We start from the raw sequence: 20,964 nt of genomic DNA, 5'->3' as shown, positions 1-20,964 counted from the left end.
GCCCCATCGTTGAGGCCGCTCCAGCGGCATCGCGCTGCAATCAACTATTTTTTTTCAGCGGCGGCCGGCGTTCTTATGCAAGGCCCGCATGACGCTGCGCACCATGGCCTGCGCTACTTACTCCAAGAAACCGCTTAATAGCGCCGCAAGAGGGCCCTGTTGCACTCACTCTTGCTTCAATGCGTGCACCTGTGCTCATAGGGTCTTTCGATTAGTTTTTCTCATGTGCTGATGTCAAATCGTCCGTGTGCAATGGCCGGCACTTTGACTACCTTCCATCGCCATCGATGGGAGCGCCGTAGTTACTGCCTCCCGTTCAACGTACTGAACGCATAGGTCCGAACTTGCTTTTACTTGAGCACGACGCGAAAGAACTGGTGCACCCCCTGGGTATTCCGATTCCGCCAGGTGTATTTGTCGATAGCGGGGCGCTCGACAGCCTGGCGCTCGACGACGGGGCATGGGTAGTCAAGGCGCAGGTAGGCGTTGGTGGGCGTGGGAAGGCTGGGGGCATCGGCTTTGCCGCATCGAAGGTCGAAGCTGCCGACTTCATCCGCAAACATGCCGACGCAACGATCAAGGGGCACCGCGTCGCCGGTTTTCGCATCGAGCGAAAGGTGGACTTCGTACGCGAGGTGTACCTGAGTTTCATGGTGGACGCGGCCGAGCGCGGCATTCGCGTGATGCTTTCGGCGCAGGGTGGTGTGGACGTCGAGGCGCATGCGCAGCATGCCGATGCGATGTTGAGCGCGGTGGCGGCACCGGATCAGGCTTCGCTCGTAGCGGCTGCACATACCTTGCTGCGCGATCTGCCGAACGATCTGCACAAGCCGCTGGGCGATGCCGTCGAAAAGCTCGCACGCGCATTTCTGCGCCTCGATGCGACCTTGCTCGAAGTCAATCCGTTATTCGTCCTGGCCGACGGCAGCTGGATGGCCGGCGATATGAAGCTCGGTGTCGACGAGAGTGCGTTACCGCGCCAGCCAGAACTGGAACAGGCGATCCGTGCACGCCCGGACGCGTACCGCGAATCGAATTTCAAGCTCGAGCACGATTTCGACTATGTCGGTATCGATGCGCATGGCCAGGTCGGTCTGCTGACCACCGGCGCCGGGCTCAGCATGATGTTGATCGATGAGATGCTGCAGGCAGGGCGTCGTCCTTTCAATTTCTGCGATGTGCGTACCGGCCAGTTGCGTGGCAGTCCGGCGCGACTGATCGAGGTGCTGCAGCAGTTCACGCGCGGCCCGGACATCGCTGTGGTGCTGGTCAATGTCTTCGCGGGCATCACCGACCTCGGCGAATTCGCACAGCTGTTGCTTGCTGCGCTCGATGCCGTGCCGGAGATCAAGGTGCCTGTGGTCGCGCGGCTGATCGGCAACAACTTTCCGGTGGCCAAGCAGTTGATCGAGCAATCGGGGCGCCGGATCACGGTGGAGTTCGATCTCGACAAGGCCTTGCAGAAAGCCGTCGAACTGGCGGGAGGGGCGGTATGAGCGGTTTTCATCTCGACCCTCGCGCCAAGGTGCTGGTGCAGGGCGCCACCGGCCGCATGGGCAGCCGCCATACCGAGCTGATGAAACGCTATGGCACGAATATCGTCGGCGGCATCGCCGGCGCCAGTGCCCGGCGCGACGTATCCGATACGCCGCTGTTCGGTAGCTGCGGCGAAGCGGTGGCTGCCACCGGCGCCACGGCAAGCGTCACCCTGGTACCACCGATGGATGTGCTCGGTGCGGTGAGCGAGGCGCTCAATGCGGGCATCAAGTTGATCGTGTCGCCGTCCGAAGGTGTGCCGGTTCGCGATGCCATGGCCGCCTACGCGATGGTCAAGGAACATGGCGCATTCTGGATCGGGCCTTCTACGCCAGGTCTGGCGATTCCGAACCGGTTGAAGCTGGGGTTTATCCCCGATGTATCGCTCAAGCCCGGACCGTTGGGCGTGATGTCCAAGAGCGGCACGCTGTCTTATGAAACCTGCTTCCGCCTGGCTAGCAGTGGCATCGGCCAGTCGGCGTGGGTCGGCGTCGGCGGCGATCCGGTCAAGGGCATGCGCTTCGCCGAGTTGCTGCCGTTCTTTCAGCAGGACGAGCAGACGCGCGCCGTGCTGGTCCTGGGCGAAATCGGCGGCACCGAAGAAGAAGAGCTGGCCGCGGAAATCGAGCGGCTGGCATTCAACAAACCCGTGTTTGTCCTGTTGGCTGGTTCGTCCGCGCCCGAGGGCGTGACGATGGGCCATGCCGGTGCGCTGATTCAGGGCGGACGCGGAACCATTCAATCGAAGACGTCAGCGCTGCGCGGTGTCGGTGCGCACGTCTTTACCAGTATCGAAAGCCTCGTCGAGGGAGTGACTCGCTCCGATGTCTAACGTCATCACCCGTCATCACACCGCCACGCCGCTCGGCATATCGCTCAGCAAGGAGCAGCGCCACCGCATTGCGCAGGTGCGCGAGCTCGTGCAGGGCGAGTTCAAGGGGCGCGGAAAAGAACTGCTCGATGGCTCCTTCCCCTGGGAGAACATGCGCAAGCTGGCCGATATCGGCGTGCTCGGCATGGCCGTGGCCAAGCAGTACGGCGGTTCCGAACTGGGCGTGTTCGACACCGCACTGGTGCTGGAGGAAATCGCCAAGGGCTGTTACATCACCGCCATGGCGGTGCTAGGCGAGGTGGGTACGCAGACCCGCGTGATTTCCGCGTTCGCTCCCGAGCGCATCAAGCAGGCATATCTGCCGGCGGTATGTACCGGCGATTGCGTGCTGTCGATCTGCCTGACCGAACCGCACGCCGGCACCGATGTCGCGAGCTATACCACCAACGCGCAGATTCGCGGCGACAAGGTCATCTTGAACGGAACCAAGTCGTTGATCAGCCGCGCCGAAGAGGCAGGGCTGTTTGTGGTGTTTACACGCGTCGATGATCAGCCAGGGCTCGAAGGTATCGGTTGTGTTCTGGTGGAGCAGGGGACGCCCGGTCTGATGCTCACGTCGAAGGTTCATACGCTCGGCGGCGAGAACCTGCACGAGGTGACGTTCACGGATTGCGAAATTCCGCTCGATCAGCTCGTCGTGCGCCAGTCAGGCTTGAAGTCGCTACTGTCGGCATTCAATACACAGCGCTGCCTCAATCCCAGTATCTCGCTCGGCCTGGCCGAGGGCGCGTTCGACGAGGCGGTGTCCTATGCCGCCGCACGCAGGGCCTTTGGTCGATCGATCGGCGATTTCCAGGGTATGCGCTGGAAGCTGGCTGACATGTTCATTGCGATCGAAGCCGCGCGCGGTCTGCTTTACCGCGCATGCCTCTCGGCCGATCCCTTTCCCGATGCCTTGCTTGCGGCGACGGCCAAGATCCGCTGCAACGAGATGTCGCTTGAAGTGACCAGCGAGGCGCTACAGATACACGGCGGCTTCGGTTTCACCGACGACAGCGTCGTATCGCGCCTGTATCGTGGCGCGCGCTACGGAACCCTGGGTGGCGGTACCTCCGAGACCCTGCGCGACCTGATCGGCAAACGGGTTACCAGCAGTTTCGACGCGAAGGAGGGCATTTCCGGTCTGTCCTTCGCGCAGCCTCTCGAAAACGGTTTTGTTTAGGAGTCAGAAGCATGGGCAACAGCATCGACATCACTGCAAGCGACGGGCATCGCCTGTCGGCCTATGTGGCCGAACCGACCGGAGCGACTGTCGGCTCGCTGGTGATGCTGCAGGAGTTCTTCGGCGTCAACGCGCATATTCGCGAGATGGCCGAACAGTATGCGCGCGACGGCTATCACACGATCGCACCGGCCATTTTCGACCGCGTCGAGCGCGACGTGGAACTGGGTTACGACCCGGCAGGCATGCAGAAAGGGCGCGAACTGCGCGCTAAGCTCAATCTCGACCAGACCATGCTGGATATCCAGGCGGCGATCGATGCAGTCAAGCCTTTCGGGCCGGTAGCGGCGTTGGGTTACTGCTGGGGCGGTTCGCTGGCCTATCTGGCGGCTGCCCGCCTGGACGGCGTGGTCTGCGCCGTTGGTTATTACGGTGCGCAGATCGCAGGCCACGCCAACGAGACGTTGCACGCGCCGGTGCTGCTGCATTTCGCCGAGCACGATGAATACATTCCGCTCGCCGACGTGGAGAAGATCCGCCAGGCGCATCCGGAGATCGAGATGCATCTCTACCCGGACACCGAGCACGGCTTCAGCTGCAACGACCGCCGTTTCTACGAGCCCAAATCCGCTGCGCTGGCGCGCGAGCGTTCGCTGGCTTTCCTTGCGCGCCATCGGCTGCGCTGAAACAACGTACGAGTAACCCGATCATGCGCGTCGATTTCCATACCCACATCATCCCGCCGCCGGACAAGCTGCCTGATTGGAAGGCGCAGTTCGGTCCGGGGCGCTGGCCCAGTCTGGTGCCGCAGACGGAAGATTCGGCCGTGCTGATGATGGGGGAATCCACCATCATGAAGCTGGACGATCGGTTCTGGTCGCTGGACCGCCGCCTGATCGACATGGAACGCCAGGGCGTTGATCTGCAGGTGATCTCGCCCATTCCGATGCTGAGTTGTTATTGGGCTGCTCCTGAAGCGGGGCAGGCGGTGGCGCGTTTCCTCAATCAGCATATTGCCGAGCTGGTGGCCACCAAGCCGGACAAGTTCGCCGGCATGGGCACGGTACCCCTGCAGGATGTCGATCGCGCGATCGAAGAGCTGCGTTTTCTGCGCGAGCAGCTGAACATGCGCGCGGTGCAGATCGGTAGCTGCCCGGCCGGTCGCGACCTGGACGATCCGCTGCTGTTCCCCTTCTTCGAGGCGTGTCGCGATCTGGGTGTGGCGGTCTTCGTGCACCCGATGCAACCGTTGATCGGCGGCGAGCGCCTGGCGCGTTATTACCTGCCGAACATTGTCGGCAATCCGCTCGAAACCGCTCTGGCCATGACGCGACTTATCGTTGGCGGCGTGTTGGAGAAATTGCCGGACCTGCACATCTGCTTCGCGCATGCGGGCGGTGCTTTCCCGCTGGTGCTCGGTCGTGTCGACAAGGGTTTTGCCGTACGCGCGGAAATGCGCGAGAACATCCAGCGCAAGCCCAGCGAATATGCACGGATGATCTATGTCGACGCATTGACCTTCGACCCGGCCAGCCTGCGCCTGGTGGTGGACAAGCACGGCAGCGACCGCGTGCTGATGGGTACCGATTATCCGTTCGGCCTGGGTGAAATCGATCCGATCGGCGCGATCAAGGATGCCGAGCTTTCCGAGGAGGTCACGCGCGCGATCATCGAGGGCAACGTCTGGGCGTTCCTGGGCGAGCATCGCTAGGTCCCGATGAATATCTTCCATGCCAATCAGGTCGGAACGGTGCCCCGCGCGTCGGCGGCCGGCGAACACGAGAGAGTGATGAAGCCAGTCGAATCCATCGAAATCGACACGCTGGTCGACGGTCAGAAAATCGGCGCGCTGGTTATTCGTATCGTCGTTCTTTCGCTGTTGGTGCAATGCGCCGATGGTTTCGATCTGGCGGCCATGTCCTATGCCGCGCCCGAGTTGATCCGCTCCTGGCACTTTCCGGCGTCGGAGCTGGGGCCGGTGTTCAGCGCGGGCCTGGTCGGCATGGCCGCGGGCGGCCCTTTGTTCGGCTACATCGGCGACCACTATGGCCGTCGCATCGCCATCCTGCTTTCGACCCTGGTGTATGGCCTGTTCAGTCTGCTGATCGTGGCGTCGCCCGATCTGCACATCATGCTGGTGCTGCGTTTCGTCTCCGGCGTGGGCCTGGGCGGCCTGCTGCCCAACACCGTCGCATTGAACGCCGAGTTCGCGCCCAAGCGACTACGCGCCACGCTGATCATCATCATGTTCATGGGGCTGGCGGTCGGTGGCATCCTGCCTTCGGTGGTCGCTACGACCTTGCAACATGCATTCGGTTGGCGTGCGTTCTTCTTTGTGGGTGGCATTGCGCCACTGCTGCTCGCTGTCATGCTGTATTTCATGCTGCCCGAGTCGATCAAGTTCCTGGTCGCCAAGAAGGGCGCGAGCAAGCAGGCCACCGCATTGGCCGCCCAGTTGCGCCCGGATCTGGCAATTACGCCGCGTACCCAACTGCTGGTGTCAACGCCGAGCCAGGGCGCCCATACCTTTTCTCCGAAGCTGCTTTTCACGGATGGGCTGGGCTGGATCACGCTGCTGGTGTGGCTGTTGTTTTCCGCAGCCCTGGTGGTGAATTTCTTCGTCAACAGCTGGATGCCGACCCTGTTTCGCGCGGCGGGCCTGACCAGCGATGAGACCGCGGTTACCCAGGCGGCCTATTACGTCGGCGCCATCGTCGGCGGCCTGGTGATCAGCCGGCTGATCGATCGCTGGGGTATCGTCGCCATTGCCGCCTATTTTCTTATCGGCGGTCCGGTGGTGGCGGCGATCGGTACGACCGGCTTGTCGCATGCCGCATTGACCGGCGTGGTGTTTCTTACCGGCGCTTGTGTGCTCGGCAGCCAGTTGGGCATGAATGCGGTGACCGGCATGATTTATCCGACCAGCATTCGCTCCAAGGGAGCGGGTTGGGCGAGCGCCATCGGCCGTATTGTCTCCACCGCAGGCCCGGTGGTCGGGGGCTGGCTGATCGCGCGTCACACGCCGCTGCCGCAATTGTTCCTGGTGCCGCTCATCCCGCTGCTGGCTGGCGGCATGGGTGCCTTGTTGCTGATCTACCTTTGCTATCGCCGTTTTCGCGGCTTGCGTCTCGATGAGACGGCAGCCGGCACGGACGCGCGTTCCTAAGATTTGTTCAAACCAGATAGTTGTCGAGGACTTCTCCCATGACAGATATGCATGCCGACGTAGCACCGGTCGAGACCGAAGCGGAGTTGCGCAAGAAAACCGCGGTCATGTGCCGGATGTTGAACCTGCAGGGTTCGATCGGCATGTTCGGTCATGTGTCGATTCGCGTGCCTGGCACCGATCGCATCCTGCTCAGCCCTGGTGCGGGTTCGGAGAAAGGGCTGGTGCAGCCCGAGCAGGTATTCGTGTTCGATATCAACGGCGAGATCCTCGAACACCCTGGTGGCGAGATTCCATTGGAGTGGCGCATCCATACGCAGATTCACCGCGATCGCCCGGAAATCATGAGTGTCACGCATCTGCATGCGCAGCACTCGACGCTGCTGGGCATTGCCGGTCGTGATGTCGTTCCTGTGTTTCTGCATGGTGCCTTCCTCTATACGGGCGTGCCGACCTGGAACGATCCGCGCCTGGTGGTTTCCGATTCGCAAGCGGCATCGCTGTCGGCGGCGCTGGGCAAGAACGTTGCGGTGCAGATGCGCGGTCATGGCAGCGTAGTGGTCGGCGAGACGGCGGAGATCGCCTTTTTCCGCAGCACGTTTTTTGAAGAGAACGCACGCAAGCAGGTGGAGGCGGAGATTCTCGGTGGCGCCTTGCCGCTTAGCCAGGAAGAGGCCGCGGACTGCGCGCGCGGCACGTTCAATCCACGCTTGCTGCGCTTGTTGTGGTCGTACTACGAACGTCAGTCCGAACAGGCATTGATCGCCATGAGCAGAACCTAAACACGACGGCCGCACCGGCCAGCGTGCCGGCCAGCCGGTCGCAAACAAAGCGTTTGTTTTCAGGCGGGCGACAAGCCTGTCGGGGTAAGTGCGCAAAAAAAATTGGCCACCTCCCGGGGCGACAAGGATGCATAGGGATCAAGGACGGAGGGAGGAAGCCAGTAATCACGTCACCAAGGGGAGGGTAACTATGTCCAAGCATCATCCATCGCGAACGCGGATCCGTGCCACGAGTGCGGCCGCGTTCGTTTTTCTGACGGGGGCGCTGTGTGCGCCTGTTCATGCGGCGGACGCGCTGCAGAACGATCCGCCGCAACAGCGCATCGATTCGCCGCCGCCGAACACCAATATGCAGGACTGGTGGCATCAACAGGGCATGACCGGCGATTGGGGCGGCGTGCGTTCGAAGTGGCGCGATGCCGGTGTCGACATCTTCTCCGGTTATCAGGTGCAGTCGGCCGATGTCACCAAGGGCGGGGCCAAGCAAGGGACCTCGACGAACAACCAGGTGATCCTGGGCGCCAATTTCGACATGCAGAAACTGGCGGGTATCGACAACGGCATCCTGACGTTCGCCGTGTCCGATCGCTACGGCTCCAATGCATCCTTGCTGGCCGGTACCCGCGTCACCATCGAGAGCAACTACGGTGAAGGCGAAAACTTCCGTCTGGCGAACCTGAGCTTCAAGCAGACCGTGTTCAACGGAAAGCTGGCCTATCAGATCGGTTATTTTCCGGCCGCGGCGGAGTTCGATTACAACCCGCTGCTTTGCAGTTTTCTGAACCAGGGTTTCTGCGGTCATCCCAACTCGCTCGCCGCCGACTCCAGCGGTTTCCAGAATCCGCCCGGTGCGCAGATGGGTGCGCGCGTCACGAGCTTTTTCCGTCCGGACTGGTACCTCAAAGTAGCGGTGTTCGACGTCAATCCGACGCGTTTCACCGACCCCGACCAGGGCTTCCGGCTCGACGCCCGCGGTTCGACCGGTGTGATCTATCTCTCCGAACTGGGCTGGAGCCCTGGCCTGGGCGAGGACAAGCTGCCCGGCCATTACAAGATCGGTGCGTACTACGACACCAGCCGTGCGCCTGATGTGGTCAACGCGAAAATCCAGCACGAAGGTCGCTACAGCGGCTGGCTATCGCTCGATCAGATGATCTTCAACTTCGGCGGCGACAACAAGCGAGGCATGGTGCTGTTCGGCAACTGGACCGAGAGCAACCATAGTACGTCGCAGATCGCCAGTTACGATTCGCTGGGCTTCCTGTTGCTCGGTCCGTTTGCCAATCGCGCTGACGATGTACTGAGCGTGGGCTGGGCCAAGTCGTATCTCAATACGCGCAAGTTCAACGCGCAGGTCGCGGCTAAGCCGAACTTCGGCTACCTGGGCGCGGAGCAGTACGTCGACGTGTCCTACAAGATCCAGCTCACGCCCTGGATGTTCCTGACGCCCGACGTGCAGTACCTGATTCACCCTGGCGTGTTCAGCGCCAAGCGTTATCCCAACGCCACCGTGCTCGGCGGCGAGATCTCGTTCAAGTTCTGAGCGTGGCGCGCGTCCGGCGCACCGCGTCTATTCGCGCACCGGAAAGCGGGTGCATGCAAACAGGAGACGAAAGCAATGGCTGATTGGATCACGCTCACCGCTGCCGACGGGCATGACATGGATGCCTATCGGGATGGCCCAGACGATTCGCCCTATTGCCTGGTGGTCTTGCAGGAGGTGTTCGGCGTGAACAGCCATATGCGCTATGCCTGTGCGCAGCTGGCCAAGGCGGGTTTCTCGGTGATCGCGCCGGCTCTGCTCGATCGCGCCGAGCGCAAGGTCGAGCTCGGTTACAGCCCGGAAGACCTGCAATACGGTTTTGCCCTGCGCGCGCAGGTACCGGAGTCGGCCTCGATGATGGATATCGAGGCCGCACGGGCAGCGTTTGGTGCACGCAAGGTCGGCGTGCTCGGATACTGCTGGGGCGGCCGGGTTGCCTGGTTGGGTGCTACTCGCAGCGATGCCTTTGCCGCATCGGTTGCCTGGTATGGCGGCGGCATCGTCAATCACAAGGACGAGGTGCCACGCTGCCCGGTGCAGATGCATTTCGGCGAAGTGGATCATTCCATTTCGATGGCCGACGTCGAGGCGATCCGGGCGGCGCAGCCGGGTATCGACATTTTCGTGTATGACGGCGCATCGCATGGCTTCGGTTGCGAGGAGCGGCCGACGTTCGACCAGGCTTCGTATGACCTGGCGCAGTCGCGCACGCTGGATTTCTTCCACAAGCATCTGGCCTGACCCGCCATGGCCGGACGCTTCTTCGAACAATTCCAGGTCGGCGACCGCTTTGTGCACGACATCCACCGCACCGTGACAGAAACGGACAATCTGCTGTTTTCCACGTTGACGCACAATCCGCAGCCGCTGCACCTGGATGCCGAATACGCGCGGCAGAGCGAGTTCGGCCGCATCGTGGTCAACAGCACCTTCAGCTTCAGCCTGATGATCGGCTTGAGCGTAGGTGACACTACCTTGCGCACCATGCTGGCGAACCTGGGCTACGACCGCGTGAAGACGCCGCAGCCGGTCTTTATCGGCGATACCCTGCACGCGGAGACCGAGGTTGTCGATCTGCGCGACAGTCGTTCACGGCCAGAGGCGGGCATCGTGGTGTTTCTGCATCGCCTGATCAATCAGCGCGACGAACTGGTCTGCGAATGTCAGCGCACGGCATTGATGCACAGGAGCCCGACATGAGATTGCGCTCATTGTTGTTCGTACCCTGCGATCGCGCCGAACGCATGGTCAAGGCCGCACAGTCGGTGGCCGATAGCGTGGTGCTCGATCTCGAAGACTCGGTGGCGCCGGACCGAAAGGCCGATGCTCGCATCATGCTCGCCAGGTTTCTGGCGACCCAGACGCGCCACACCTTGTTGTTCGTACGCATCAATCCCTTGCAAGGCGGTCTGGCGCGCGCGGATGTCGAATGTCTGGCCGATCATCCACCCGACGGCATCGTATTGCCCAAGGCAGCGGGGCGCGAATCGATCGCTCAACTCGATGCGCTATTGGGCCGCGTCGGACTGGCGCATTTGCCGATCCTTCCCATTGCGACCGAGACGCCCGCGGCGATCTTCGAACTGGGAACCTATCGCGATGTCTCGCATCGTCTGTTCGGTTTGACCTGGGGTGCGGAAGATCTGTCTTCGGCGATCGGTGCCGTCGCAGTGCGCGAGGCAGGGCGATTTACTTCACCTTATGAGCTGGTGCGATCGCTGTCGCTGTTTGCCGCGCATGCAGCAGGCGTGCCGGCGATTGAAACGGTGCATCCCGATTTTACGGATCTCGAACGTCTTTCAGCGGTGGCGACGCGCGCCGCACAGGATGGTTTTACCGGCATGATGGCCATTCACCCCGCGCAGCTCGATACCATCCATCGCGCGTTCGAGCCTTCCGAGCAGGCGCTGGCGCGTGCTCGCGCTATCGTGGCCGCCTTTGCAGAAAACCCGCAGGCTGGCGCGGTGTCGTTACGGGGCGAGATGGTCGATGCACCGCATCTGAAGCTTGCACAACGGATGCTGGATCAGCGCTAGCCCAGGTTGGCCAGCAGCCAGTTGGAAAACTCCCTCACCTTGCTGTCTTTCGCACTGTTGGTGGGCGTGACCAGGTGATAACCCAGGTCGCGTCTCAGCACCGGAGCGCACGGGATGATCAGGCGGCCTTCGCGCAGATCGTCTTCCACGTAGTTCTTCTGCAGGATGGCGATACCACTGCCTTCGATGGCGAAGCGATGCACGATGCCCAGGTCCTCGAACGAAGTCAGTTGCTTGAGCGCGTTTTCGTCGTCCACGCCGGCGCAGCTGAACCAGTCGGGCCAGTCGTTGACGCGTGCGTGGGTCTGCAATAAGGGCTTGCCGACCAGGTCCCGCGCTGTCTTCAGATGCAGCGCTTTTGCCAAGGCCTTGGTGCAGACCGGGATGAGCTCGTCGGCGAACAGCAGGTGGCTGGTCAGCCCTTTCCAGCGGCCGCGACCGTAACGGATGCCTATGTCGATATCCTGATTTTCGAAATCGACCAGGCTCGCGCCGGATACCGAGACCAGCCGCAGATCGATATGTGGAAACTGTCGGCTGAAAGCGGGCAGGCGTGGTGTCAGCCAGCGGCTGAGCAGCAGCGGATAGCCTTTGATCGTAAGCGTCGTGCGCGGCGACACAGCAGCGCTGAAGCTGGCGGTTGCCCTGCGCACATCATCGAACGCGGCATGCAGCGTTTCCGCATAGGCCGCGGCGTTGGGCGTCAGCTCCAACTGGTTGCTTTTGCGTTCGAAAAGCTTCGCGCCGAAGTACTCCTCGAGGACCGCAATCTGGTGGCTGATCGCCCCCTGGGTAACGTTGAGCTCACGCGCGGCCTTGGTGAAATTCAGATGGCGCGATGCGGCCTCGAATGCCAGCAGGGGGTTGAGCGGGGGCAGCGAACGCATCGGTCATCTCGGTGGACGTGAATCGTGTGATGAGTATAGGCGTGCACGAAATCCTTGAAATCTTGCTACGCCGCATAGCGAAATCCCCCCTATTCGTCATCCCGGCCTGCGCCGGGATGACGAATAGGGGGAACCGGGGTTATTCGGATGAGCCGGTCTCGCCACTGGCCATTTGGCCTATCAAGATTTTTCGATCCCCCGCCGATAGCCCCCCCATGGCCGGACGATAACCGGTCTAAGTACGGGTAGTAGGCAGTAGGCATGACAGGGGCAAAATCTATGAAGACCATGAAATCGCGCTTTGCCGCGATCCTGGGCGTGGTTGCTATCGGGCTGGTGGCACTCACGGTCTTTGCCTCTTTGCAAAGCCGGTCGACATTATTGGCCGAGCGTAAGCAAAACCTGCGCGGCTATATCGACGCCGGGCAGGCCATTATCGATCGCTATGTGGCGCTGGAATCGTCCGGCAAGCTCAGTCGCGCCGATGCACAGCGCCAGGCGATGGACGAACTGCGCGCGATGCGTTGGGACAACGGCACCGGGTACTTCTTCCTGATCGATTCCGGGCCGGTGATGCTGATGCATCCGGTATCGCCCAAGATGGTCGGCAGTAATGTGGGCGATAAGAAAGACACCAACGGCAAGGAACTGTTTCGCGCCATGGTGGCGCTCGACAAGCGCGAGGGCCATGGTTTTATCGACTACACCTGGCCCAAGCCCGACGGCAAGGGCGCGCTGCCGAAGATCAGCTACGTCAGCATGACGCCGGCCTGGGACTGGCATCTGGGCACGGGTGTGTACATCGAAGATGTGCAACAGGCCTTCTACCGTGTGCTGCTGGAGTTCGGCGCGTTCGCCGCGCTGGTGGCCTTGCTGGTTTTCGGTGTGGTGCTGATCGCGGTGCGTGGCGTGGGCCGCAGCATCGGCGGCGAGCCGCACATGGCCATGGCGATGGCGCAGCGCATTGCCGACGGCGATGTGCGTGCGCATGGCGATGAGTCGTTCCATGAAGGCAGCGTGCTGCATACGCTCGCCGGGATGCGGCAGCGCCTGGCCGATATCGTCAGCGACGTGCGCCAGGGTGCCGACATCGTGCGTAGCGGCGCCGAGCAGATCTCCCAGGGCAACGACGATCTTTCGCAACGCACGCAGGAGCAGGCCGCGGGGCTGGAAGAAACCGCATCGTCGATGGAAGAGCTGACCGCGACGGTGCGCCAGAATGCCGATAACGCCAGCGCCGCCAATCAGCTGGCGCGCGATGCTCGCGACGAAGCGCGCCAGGGCGGCGACGTCGTGGCCAAGGCCGTGCACGCGATGGACGAGATCGGCGACTCGAGCCGGCGCATCGGCGATATCGTCGGCCTTATCGACGAGATCGCTTTCCAGACCAACCTGCTCGCGCTCAACGCAGCGGTGGAAGCGGCGCGTGCCGGCGAGCAAGGGCGAGGTTTTGCAGTCGTAGCCACCGAGGTACGTAACCTGGCCCAGCGCAGTGCATCGGCGGCGCGCGAGATCAAGGTGTTGATTCACGACAGTGCCGAGAAGGTCGAAAGCGGCAGCCGACTGGTCAGTCACTCAGGCAGGGCGTTGCAGGACATTCTTGCCAGCGTCAGCAAGGTGTCGGACATCGTTGCGGAGATCGCGGCGGCAAGCCAGGAACAATCGGCCGGCATCGAGCAGGTCAATCGCGCCGTGCTGCAGATGGACGAAACCACGCAGCAGAATGCTGCGTTGGTGGAAGAGGCCGCCGCGGCCAGCCGCGCGATGCGCGAGCAGGCCGACCATCTGGCCAGCCGGGTGGCGTTCTTTCAGCTGGCCGAATCATCCTCGCCAGTATCAGTATCTGACATGGCCCGACAACGCGAAGAGCGTTGGCGCGATGCCGGCGCCATGGACATGCGCGGCGGTTTTGCCTCGGCGTAACGCCGGGCAAAAAAGAGCCGGGCATATAACCCGGCTCCTGGCTTTTTACATGCTGCAGATCAGCGCCGCAATGCGCGCGGATACGCCCGCAGATGATAGACACGGTGCACATGTCCGGCGCCCAGCCAGCCACCCACGGCCGCTGTTACCAGGCCGATCAGCAGGCCGCACACCAAGGCCCATAAGCCGGCGGCGAGATTGTGCGCGGTGCGGTCGGCGGTACTTTTCGCATCCGCGCGGGCCGCGTTCGTTTCAGCCGATAGCCCGGCCAGCGTCTGCGCGGCGGCGGCATGCGTTACGCCCGCATTGGCCGAGAACAGGCTCGCTGCTGTTTCATCCTTGCCTGCGAGCAGCGCCGCGACGATAGGCATCGTCGCACCGTGATCGCGTGACGCGGGCAGTCGCGATGCGATATTGGCGTCGAGTACGGCTACCGAGCCGTCTCCCATCAAGGCTGCATGGGTATCGGTACCGCCTTGCATGGGACCGTGCTCATCGTGCCCCATCGACATGCCGTTATGCGCATGCATGGCACCGGCCAGTCCCAGGGCAAGCCACAGCATGGATGCGGTGACCGACAGCCCCCATACGGCGACGCCGTGCAGGCTGCCGATGGTCTGGTCGTCATGGGCGTCGAACCAACTGGTAAACAAGCCGCCGACAAACAGCGAGGCGGCCCATACCAGCACGATCCAGATGCCGCTGCCGATACCCACGGCCTTGGCTGCGCCGCCCATGTGGTCGGCGTCGAATGAGGAAAATCCCATCGCCAAGCCGGCGAGATAGAGCAGGGCTGCTACGCCGGTGGCCACCAGCCAGCCGGCAAAGACAGCGCGAAAGTTCATGGCCCGCCAGGTGGCGGGATCGTCATTGAGCGATGCAATGGCAACGTCGGTCATCGTGAGTTCTCCTTGGCGGTGGCGATCAGGCACAACCGCGTAACAGGCCGATCAGGATGAGCACCGGTAGCGGTACGCCCAACAGCCAGAGCAGGACGTAACCGATCCCGCCCTTGCTTTTCGCCGGTCCGATCGAATCGGTAGGTTTCTGTGTCGTATTCATGGCCCCTCTCTCTATGCGTGAAAAGCGTCGTGGCTTGTTAAGTACGCTCCGCACGGTGACCGAGCTGTGCAATTCATGCGTCGCAGGCGATGACATAACGGGGTAGTTCAATTGCCTGGCAGGGGTGCCCAGGGCACTCCCGAGCCTGCAGGGCGAAGACGATGCAAGCTAAATCAACGGGTTATATGGCGCGCTCGGAATTTACTAAAATTAGTAACATGAGCCCGACACCCATCCAGCAACGCCTCCTGCAGTATCTGCGCCGGCATATCGCCGACCATGGCTATCCGCCTTCGCAGATGGAGATGGCCGCTGCCCTCGGCCTCAAGCAGAACCGTTCGGCGCGTTTGCATCTGGAAGCGCTGGCGCGCCTGGGTTTGATCGAGCTGATCGATGGCACGGCGCGAGGGGTGCGATTGATCGAGCCGACACAGGATGCATCGCGCGTCTTGCAGGTACCCTTGCTGGGCCGTGTCGCCGCTGGCCGGCCGATCGGTTCGGATACCGACGTGCAACGACATGTCACGCTCGATCCCGGGCTGTTTCGCCTGAAGCCCGATTACCTGCTCGAAGTCGTCGGCGATTCGATGTTGCTCGATGGCATCCTCCCGCACGATCTGATCGGCGTGCAGCGCGCATCCACGGCGCGCAATGGGCAGATCGTGGTGGCGCGCATCGATGGCGAATTCACCGTCAAGCGTTGGGAGCGCCATGGCGGCGCCATTCGCCTGCTGCCGCGCAATCCGTCCTATGCGCCGATCGAGGTCGACCCGCGCACGAATGATTTTGCCCTGGAAGGCCTGTTCGCCGGTTTGATCAGGCCGGCGTGATGGGCCAGGTCGTTGCCATCGACAGCCTGCTCGATGCGCGCCGCATCTGGCGCGGGCAACCGCATGCGCGTGCGCCATCGCAGCAACCTACCGGGTGGGCGGCGCTCGACGATGCGCTGCCCAACGGCGGCTGGCCCGAGTCGGCGCTGAGCGAACTGCTGTTGCCGCTCGATGGCGTGGGCGAGTTGCGCCTGTTATGGCCGACCCTGGCGCGTCTTTCGCAGGCGCACGACGCCGGCATGATCGTGCTGATCGCACCGCCGTATATGCCGTTTGCCACGGCATGGGCGAATGCCGGCGTGCGCATGCGCCAGGTGCAGGTGATTCGCGCCGATACGCGCGATGTGTTGTGGGCCGCCGAGCAGTGCCTGCGTTCGGCCGCTTGCGCGGCGGTGCTGTGCTGGCCGCAGCAAGCGGACGATCGCGCCTTGCGACGTTTGCATCTGGCGGCCGAAACCGGACAGTGCCTGGGTTTTGCCATGCGCCCTGCCAGTGCTTCGGCGAATCCGTCGCCGGCTGCCTTGCGCATCGCCATCGATGCGCAGCCGGCGCAATTGCGCGTGCTCAAGTGCCGTGGCGGCAATCCGCCCACATCGCCCATTCCGTTTGCAGGATGAGGGCCGGCCGATGTTGTGGGCATGCATTCTCTTGCCGCAGCTGGCGCTCGATGGCGTCGTACGTCGGCACGCCACGCCGGATAAACCGCTGGCTTTGATTGCGGGACCGGCGCAGCGGCGTGTCCTGCGCAGCGTCAACGAAGCGGCCAAAGCTGTCGGGTTGCGCGCCGGTCAGCCTTTGAGTGTGGCGCAGGCGATCTGCGCGCGTTTCGATGCGGTCGATTACGACGCGGCCGATGTCGATCACTGGCACGATTTTCTCGCTGCATGGGCGTATCGCTACGGCTCCCTGGTCAGCCGCGAATTTCCCGCCGCCTTGCTGATCGAAGTAGAAGCCAGCTTCCGGCTATTCGGTCCCTGGTCGCGCCTGGAAGCGCAGATGCGCGAGGATCTGCGCGAGCTTGGGTTTCGTCATCGCATCGTGCTCGCGCCTCATCCCTGGGCGGCCCGCGTGCTGGCCAATGTGCACGACGGCGTGGCCATTACCGCTCATCCGTTGCAGCAGGCACTCGATCAGTTGCCGATAGCGCGCTGCGGTTTGCCCGGCGATGTCGCGACCAGCCTTGCACGGATGGGGCTCCGTCATCTGCATCAGGTCTTTGCGCTGCCGCGCGCTGCATTGGGCCGGCGCATCGGTGAGCAGGCGCTCGATCACCTGGATCGTTTGCGCGGCGAGCTGGCGACACCCTTGCGCTACTTCCAGCCATCGGACGCGTTCGAGTCGCGGATCGAATTCAACTACGAGGTCAGCTCCAGCCAGTCCCTGCTGTTCCCCTTGCGTCGTCTCACCTCCGATCTGGGCATGTACCTGGCAGGTCGCGATGGCGGCGTGCAACGTTTCCTGTTGCGCTTTTCGCACGAGCGCGGCGCAGCTACTGAGTTGCCGATCGGCCTGCTTGCGGCCGAACGCGATCCTGCGATGCTGTTCGAAGTGGCGCGCAGTCGACTCGAACAACTGCAACTGCCTGCGCCCGTACGCATGATGGAACTGCTGGCGCATCAGCTGCCGCCCTTCGTTCCGGCCGGACGCGATCTGTTCGACACGCGACCGCAACAGGCGATGCCGTGGGAGCAACTACGCGAACGCTTGCGTGCACGGCTGGGCGATGAGGCTGTACATGGCGTGGCCATGCGCGCCGACCATCGGCCCGAGCGTGCATGGCAAACCGCCGAAGCCCATATCGATGCGATGCCGCAGTTACCACGCCCGGGATGGTTGCTGGCGCAGCCAATTCCCCTGCGCGACACGCGTCTACGCATTCTTGCCGGCCCTGAGCGCATCGAAAGCGGTTGGTGGGATGGCGATGTACGCCGCGATTATTACGTCGTCGAAACCAGCCAGGGCCAACGTGCCTGGGCGTTTCGCCCGCCAGGCGAACAAGGTGCGTTCATGTTGCACGGATGGTTTGCATGAATACGGAACTGCCCGATTACGCCGAACTGCATTGCCTGTCCGCCTTCAGCTTCCAGCGTGGCGCGTCGATTGCGATGGAGTTGTTCGAGCGCGCCGCGGCACTGGGCTACAAGGCCTTGGCGATTACCGACGAGGGATCGCTGGCTGGCATCGTGCGTGCCAAGCAGGCGGCGGATGCGACCGGCATCAAATTGATCGTTGGCAGCGAGGTGCGCATCGACAACGGTCCCAAGCTGGTACTGCTGGTGGAGAACCGTGAGGGCTATGTGGCGTTGTGCCGGTTGCTGACGACAGCGCGCATGCGTGCGAAGAAAGGGCAGTATCGGTTGCTGCGCGAGGATATCGCCGATACGGATGGGCTGCTGGCGCTCTGGCTGCCGGATGATGTCGGCGATGTGGCAGAAGGCGCATGGCTCAAGCAGGCGTTTCCACAACGTGCATGGTTGGCAGTGGAACTGCATCGCGGTCCTGATGATGCGGCCCGTCTGACCGCGTTAACGGCACTGGGCCAGCAACTTGACTTGCCGTTGGTAGCCAGCGGTGACGTGCACATGCACGTGCGATCGCGACGGAAATTGCAGGATGTGATGACCGCCATCCGTCACAAGACCACGCTGGCCGAAGCCGGCTATCGGCTCTTTCCCAATGGCGAGCGGCATCTGCGTACGCGCAAGGCGCTGGCGGCGGTGTATCCGCGAACCTTGCTCGACGAGAGCGTGCGCATTGCCGAGCGCTGCGTTTTCGAATTGACCACCGAGGCGCTGGGCTACACCTATCCGAGCGAACTGGTGCCGGTCGGACACACCACTACGACCTGGCTACGGCACCTGACCGAGGAAGGCATACGCTGGCGCTGGCCGCACGGTGAATCGAAGGAAGTACGCAAGACCATCGAGCTGGAGTTGGACTTGATCCAGACACTCAAGTACGAGTCCTTCTTTCTCACCGTGCATGACGTGGTCTGGTTTGCGCGAAACGAGGGCATTCTTTGCCAGGGCCGCGGCTCGGCGGCCAATTCTGCCGTGTGCTACGCGCTGGGAATCACCTCGGTCAATCCGGACGAGATGAAATTGATGTTCGGGCGATTTCTATCCCAGGAACGCAACGAACCGCCGGATATCGACGTCGACTTCGAGCATGAGCGGCGCGAGGAAGTGCTGCAGTACGTGTTCAAAAAATACAGCCGGCAACGCGCGGCGTTGGCAGCCGTGGCGATCCAGTATCGCGGCCGCAGCGCCATTCGCGATGTCGCGCGCGCCATGGGCGTCTCCCAGGATCTGTCCGGAGAGCTGGCCGGCATGATGGATCGCTGGGCCGTCGACGTGCCCATCGACCAGCATCTGCGCGAGCGCGGCTTCGATCCCGATACGCCGTTGCTGCGCAACGTGGTCGACCTGACCGAGCAGTTGATCGGCTTTCCGCGCCATCTCTCGCAGCACCCCGGCGGATTCGTCATTTCCCAGCAGCCACTCTACACAATGGTGCCGACCGAGAATGCGGCGATGGATGATCGTTCGGTGATCCAGTGGGACAAGGACGACCTGGAGTATCTGGGTTTGTTGAAGGTGGATTGCCTGGCGTTGGGAATGCTTACCGCGATCCGGAAAACCTTCCGCATGCTTGGCGATACCGGACGTGGCGATTGGACGTTGGCACGTATTCTCGATGAAAAAGGTCATTGCAAGAAGACCTACGAGATGATCTGCAAGGCCGACACTATCGGCGTATTTCAAATTGAATCCCGTGCTCAGATGGCCATGCTTCCTCGTCTCAGGCCGGAAAAGTTTTACGATCTGGTGGTCGAGGTGGCGATCGTGCGGCCGGGGCCGATCCAGGGCGATATGGTGCATCCGTATTTGCGTCGCAGGCAGGGATTGGAGCCGGTCGACTATCCATCGGAGGCATTGAAGGATGTACTCGAGCGCACACTGGGCATACCGCTTTTCCAGGAACAGGTGATGAAGATTGCCGTTGTCGCGGCAGACTATTCGGAAGGACAGGCGGATGAGCTGCGTCGTTCGATGGCCGCATGGCGGCGCAACGGCCACATCGAACGGCACCGCGAAAGATTGATCGGCGGTATGTTGAAAAACAACTACGAACCTGAGTTCGCCGAGCGCTTGTTCCGCCAGATCCAGGGCTTCGGCGATTACGGCTTCCCCGAATCGCATGCTGCCAGTTTTGCCTTGCTCGCCTATGTCAGCAGTTGGCTGAAGTGCCACGAGCCGGCGGCATTCACCTGTGGCCTGATCAACTCGGCACCGATGGGTTTCTACACGGCCGATCAATTGCTGCAGGACGCGCGGCGGCATGACGTAAGGGTATTGCCAGTAGACGTGCGCTACAGCCATTGGGACTGCACGCTGGAAGACGCACGCAATCCGGACAGGCAACCGGCGATCCGGATGGGGTTACGATTGGTTGCCGGATTTCGCGAAGACGTAGCAAATGCGATTGTCGAGGCGCGCGACCAGGCTGCTTTCACCAATGTCGCCGATCTATGCCGCCGCGCACGTCTCGACAGCCGCCAGAGCGGTTTGCTGGCGGACGCAGGTGCATTGCGCGCACTGGCAGGCCATCGTCATCGGGCACGCTGGGCCGTGACGGGTGTGGAGCCGCAACGACCGTTATTCGGCGAAGTGCCCGAGCAAGAAGAGATTCATCTGCCTTTGCCAAGCGTCGAGGAAAACATGCTCGCCGACTACGCCATGACCGGCACCACGCTGGGGCCGCATCCGCTGAAGCTGCTGCGCGCCCAGTTGCGCGCGCGGCGCTGTCGTGGCTCGGCTGATCTGCAGGGATTGCCGCACGGTCGGCTGGTGCGCACAGCCGGCTTGGTGACCTTGCGGCAGAAGCCAGGCACATCCAGCGGCGTCATCTTCATGTCACTGGAAGATGAAGATGGTACGACCAACGTGGTCGTATGGCATGACCTGGCCGTGCGGCAACGGCGCGTGTTGTTGGAGTCGCGATTGATGGCGGTGGAAGGGCGACTGGAGACCGAGAGCGGCGTGCGGCACGTGATCGCGCATCGGTTGGAGGATTTGTCGCCGATGCTTGGCGCATTGGCGGTCAGTTCGCGTGACTTTCATTAGTGCGCTGAAGAGCCCCCTC

At 62.3% G+C, this 20,964-nt stretch carries 19 protein-coding genes; 16 read left to right on the top strand and 3 right to left on the bottom strand.

Annotated elements, in window-relative coordinates:
* The first annotated feature begins 344 nt into the window (after window positions 1-344).
* The 11 genes from QMG46_RS23205 (at window position 345) to QMG46_RS23155 (ending at window position 11,117) form a co-directional block, all read left to right on the top strand.
* A complete protein-coding gene (locus QMG46_RS23205; protein ID WP_281850272.1) occupies window positions 345-1,496 on the top strand; it encodes an ATP-grasp domain-containing protein in 1,152 nt (383 codons plus the stop codon).
* The gene (locus QMG46_RS23200; RefSeq protein ID WP_281850271.1) at window positions 1,493-2,368 is read left to right on the top strand and encodes a succinate--CoA ligase subunit alpha; all 876 of its coding nucleotides are present in this window, start codon (window positions 1,493-1,495) and stop codon (window positions 2,366-2,368) included. Before QMG46_RS23205 ends, QMG46_RS23200 begins: the two co-directional genes overlap by 4 nt.
* On the top strand, window positions 2,361-3,590 hold the full coding sequence (locus QMG46_RS23195; RefSeq protein WP_281850270.1) for an acyl-CoA dehydrogenase family protein: 1,230 nt from the start codon (window positions 2,361-2,363) through the stop codon (window positions 3,588-3,590). The genes QMG46_RS23200 and QMG46_RS23195 overlap by 8 nt, the downstream gene beginning before the upstream one ends.
* 11 nt (window positions 3,591-3,601) lie before the next feature.
* A complete protein-coding gene (locus tag QMG46_RS23190; protein ID WP_281850269.1) occupies window positions 3,602-4,276 on the top strand; it encodes a dienelactone hydrolase family protein in 675 nt (224 codons plus the stop codon).
* Window positions 4,277-4,299: 23 nt separating this feature from the next.
* Entirely contained in the window at window positions 4,300-5,301 is a 1,002-nt protein-coding gene (locus QMG46_RS23185; protein ID WP_281850268.1) for an amidohydrolase family protein, read from the top strand.
* Window positions 5,302-5,379: 78 nt separating this feature from the next.
* Entirely contained in the window at window positions 5,380-6,756 is a 1,377-nt protein-coding gene (locus QMG46_RS23180) for an MFS transporter (RefSeq protein WP_281850267.1), read from the top strand.
* Window positions 6,757-6,794: 38 nt separating this feature from the next.
* Complete coding sequence (locus tag QMG46_RS23175; RefSeq protein WP_281850266.1) at window positions 6,795-7,538, top strand: class II aldolase/adducin family protein; 744 nt, start codon at window positions 6,795-6,797, stop codon at window positions 7,536-7,538.
* A gap of 190 nt (window positions 7,539-7,728) precedes the next feature.
* The gene (locus tag QMG46_RS23170) at window positions 7,729-9,081 is read left to right on the top strand and encodes a carbohydrate porin (RefSeq protein ID WP_281850265.1); all 1,353 of its coding nucleotides are present in this window, start codon (window positions 7,729-7,731) and stop codon (window positions 9,079-9,081) included.
* A 75-nt stretch (window positions 9,082-9,156) separates the two neighbouring features.
* The gene (locus QMG46_RS23165) at window positions 9,157-9,822 is read left to right on the top strand and encodes a dienelactone hydrolase family protein (protein WP_281850264.1); all 666 of its coding nucleotides are present in this window, start codon (window positions 9,157-9,159) and stop codon (window positions 9,820-9,822) included.
* 6 nt (window positions 9,823-9,828) lie between these two features.
* Window positions 9,829-10,281, top strand: coding sequence for a MaoC family dehydratase (locus tag QMG46_RS23160; RefSeq protein WP_281850263.1), 453 nt, complete (start codon window positions 9,829-9,831; stop codon window positions 10,279-10,281).
* A complete protein-coding gene (locus QMG46_RS23155) occupies window positions 10,278-11,117 on the top strand; it encodes an HpcH/HpaI aldolase/citrate lyase family protein (protein ID WP_281850262.1) in 840 nt (279 codons plus the stop codon). The genes QMG46_RS23160 and QMG46_RS23155 overlap by 4 nt, the downstream gene beginning before the upstream one ends.
* On the opposite strand, the gene QMG46_RS23150 is transcribed toward QMG46_RS23155, so the two are convergent.
* A complete protein-coding gene (locus QMG46_RS23150) occupies window positions 11,114-12,004 on the bottom strand; it encodes a LysR substrate-binding domain-containing protein (protein ID WP_281850261.1) in 891 nt (296 codons plus the stop codon). The two genes, QMG46_RS23155 and QMG46_RS23150, sit on opposite strands and share 4 nt — an antisense overlap.
* A 279-nt stretch (window positions 12,005-12,283) precedes the next feature.
* Between QMG46_RS23150 and QMG46_RS23145 the strand changes: the two genes are divergently transcribed.
* Window positions 12,284-13,927 carry a methyl-accepting chemotaxis protein gene (locus QMG46_RS23145; protein ID WP_281850260.1) on the top strand — a complete coding sequence of 548 codons (1,644 nt, stop codon included), beginning with the start codon at window positions 12,284-12,286 and terminating at the stop codon, window positions 13,925-13,927.
* Between the two features lie 59 nt (window positions 13,928-13,986).
* Here QMG46_RS23145 and QMG46_RS23140 read toward each other — a convergent pair whose 3' ends face one another.
* Window positions 13,987-14,826 carry a hypothetical protein gene (locus QMG46_RS23140; protein ID WP_281850259.1) on the bottom strand — a complete coding sequence of 280 codons (840 nt, stop codon included), beginning with the start codon at window positions 14,824-14,826 and terminating at the stop codon, window positions 13,987-13,989.
* Window positions 14,827-14,851: 25 nt separating this feature from the next.
* Window positions 14,852-14,989, bottom strand: a complete 138-nt coding sequence (locus QMG46_RS23135) for a hypothetical protein (RefSeq protein WP_281850258.1) — start codon at window positions 14,987-14,989, stop codon at window positions 14,852-14,854.
* Between the two features lie 218 nt (window positions 14,990-15,207).
* Between QMG46_RS23135 and lexA the strand changes: the two genes are divergently transcribed.
* From lexA to QMG46_RS23115, 4 genes are read left to right on the top strand one after another with little or no spacing between them, the layout of a single operon-like run.
* A complete protein-coding gene (gene lexA, locus QMG46_RS23130) occupies window positions 15,208-15,819 on the top strand; it encodes a transcriptional repressor LexA (RefSeq protein ID WP_281850257.1) in 612 nt (203 codons plus the stop codon).
* Window positions 15,819-16,436, top strand: a complete 618-nt coding sequence (gene imuA / locus QMG46_RS23125) for a translesion DNA synthesis-associated protein ImuA (RefSeq protein WP_281850256.1) — start codon at window positions 15,819-15,821, stop codon at window positions 16,434-16,436. The genes lexA and imuA overlap by 1 nt, the downstream gene beginning before the upstream one ends.
* Window positions 16,437-16,446: 10 nt before the next feature.
* Entirely contained in the window at window positions 16,447-17,850 is a 1,404-nt protein-coding gene (locus QMG46_RS23120; protein WP_281850255.1) for a Y-family DNA polymerase, read from the top strand.
* Window positions 17,847-20,945: an error-prone DNA polymerase gene (locus tag QMG46_RS23115; protein WP_281850254.1), complete on the top strand. Its 3,099-nt coding sequence runs from the start codon at window positions 17,847-17,849 to the stop codon at window positions 20,943-20,945. The genes QMG46_RS23120 and QMG46_RS23115 overlap by 4 nt, the downstream gene beginning before the upstream one ends.
* Window positions 20,946-20,964: the final 19 nt, after the last annotated feature.

It is taken from the genome of Dyella sp. GSA-30 (assembly GCF_027924605.1).
GTDB lineage: Bacteria > Pseudomonadota > Gammaproteobacteria > Xanthomonadales > Rhodanobacteraceae > GSA-30.
The sequence above is the reverse complement of the archived record's forward strand: the minus strand, read 5'-3'. Positions and strand labels throughout refer to the sequence as shown.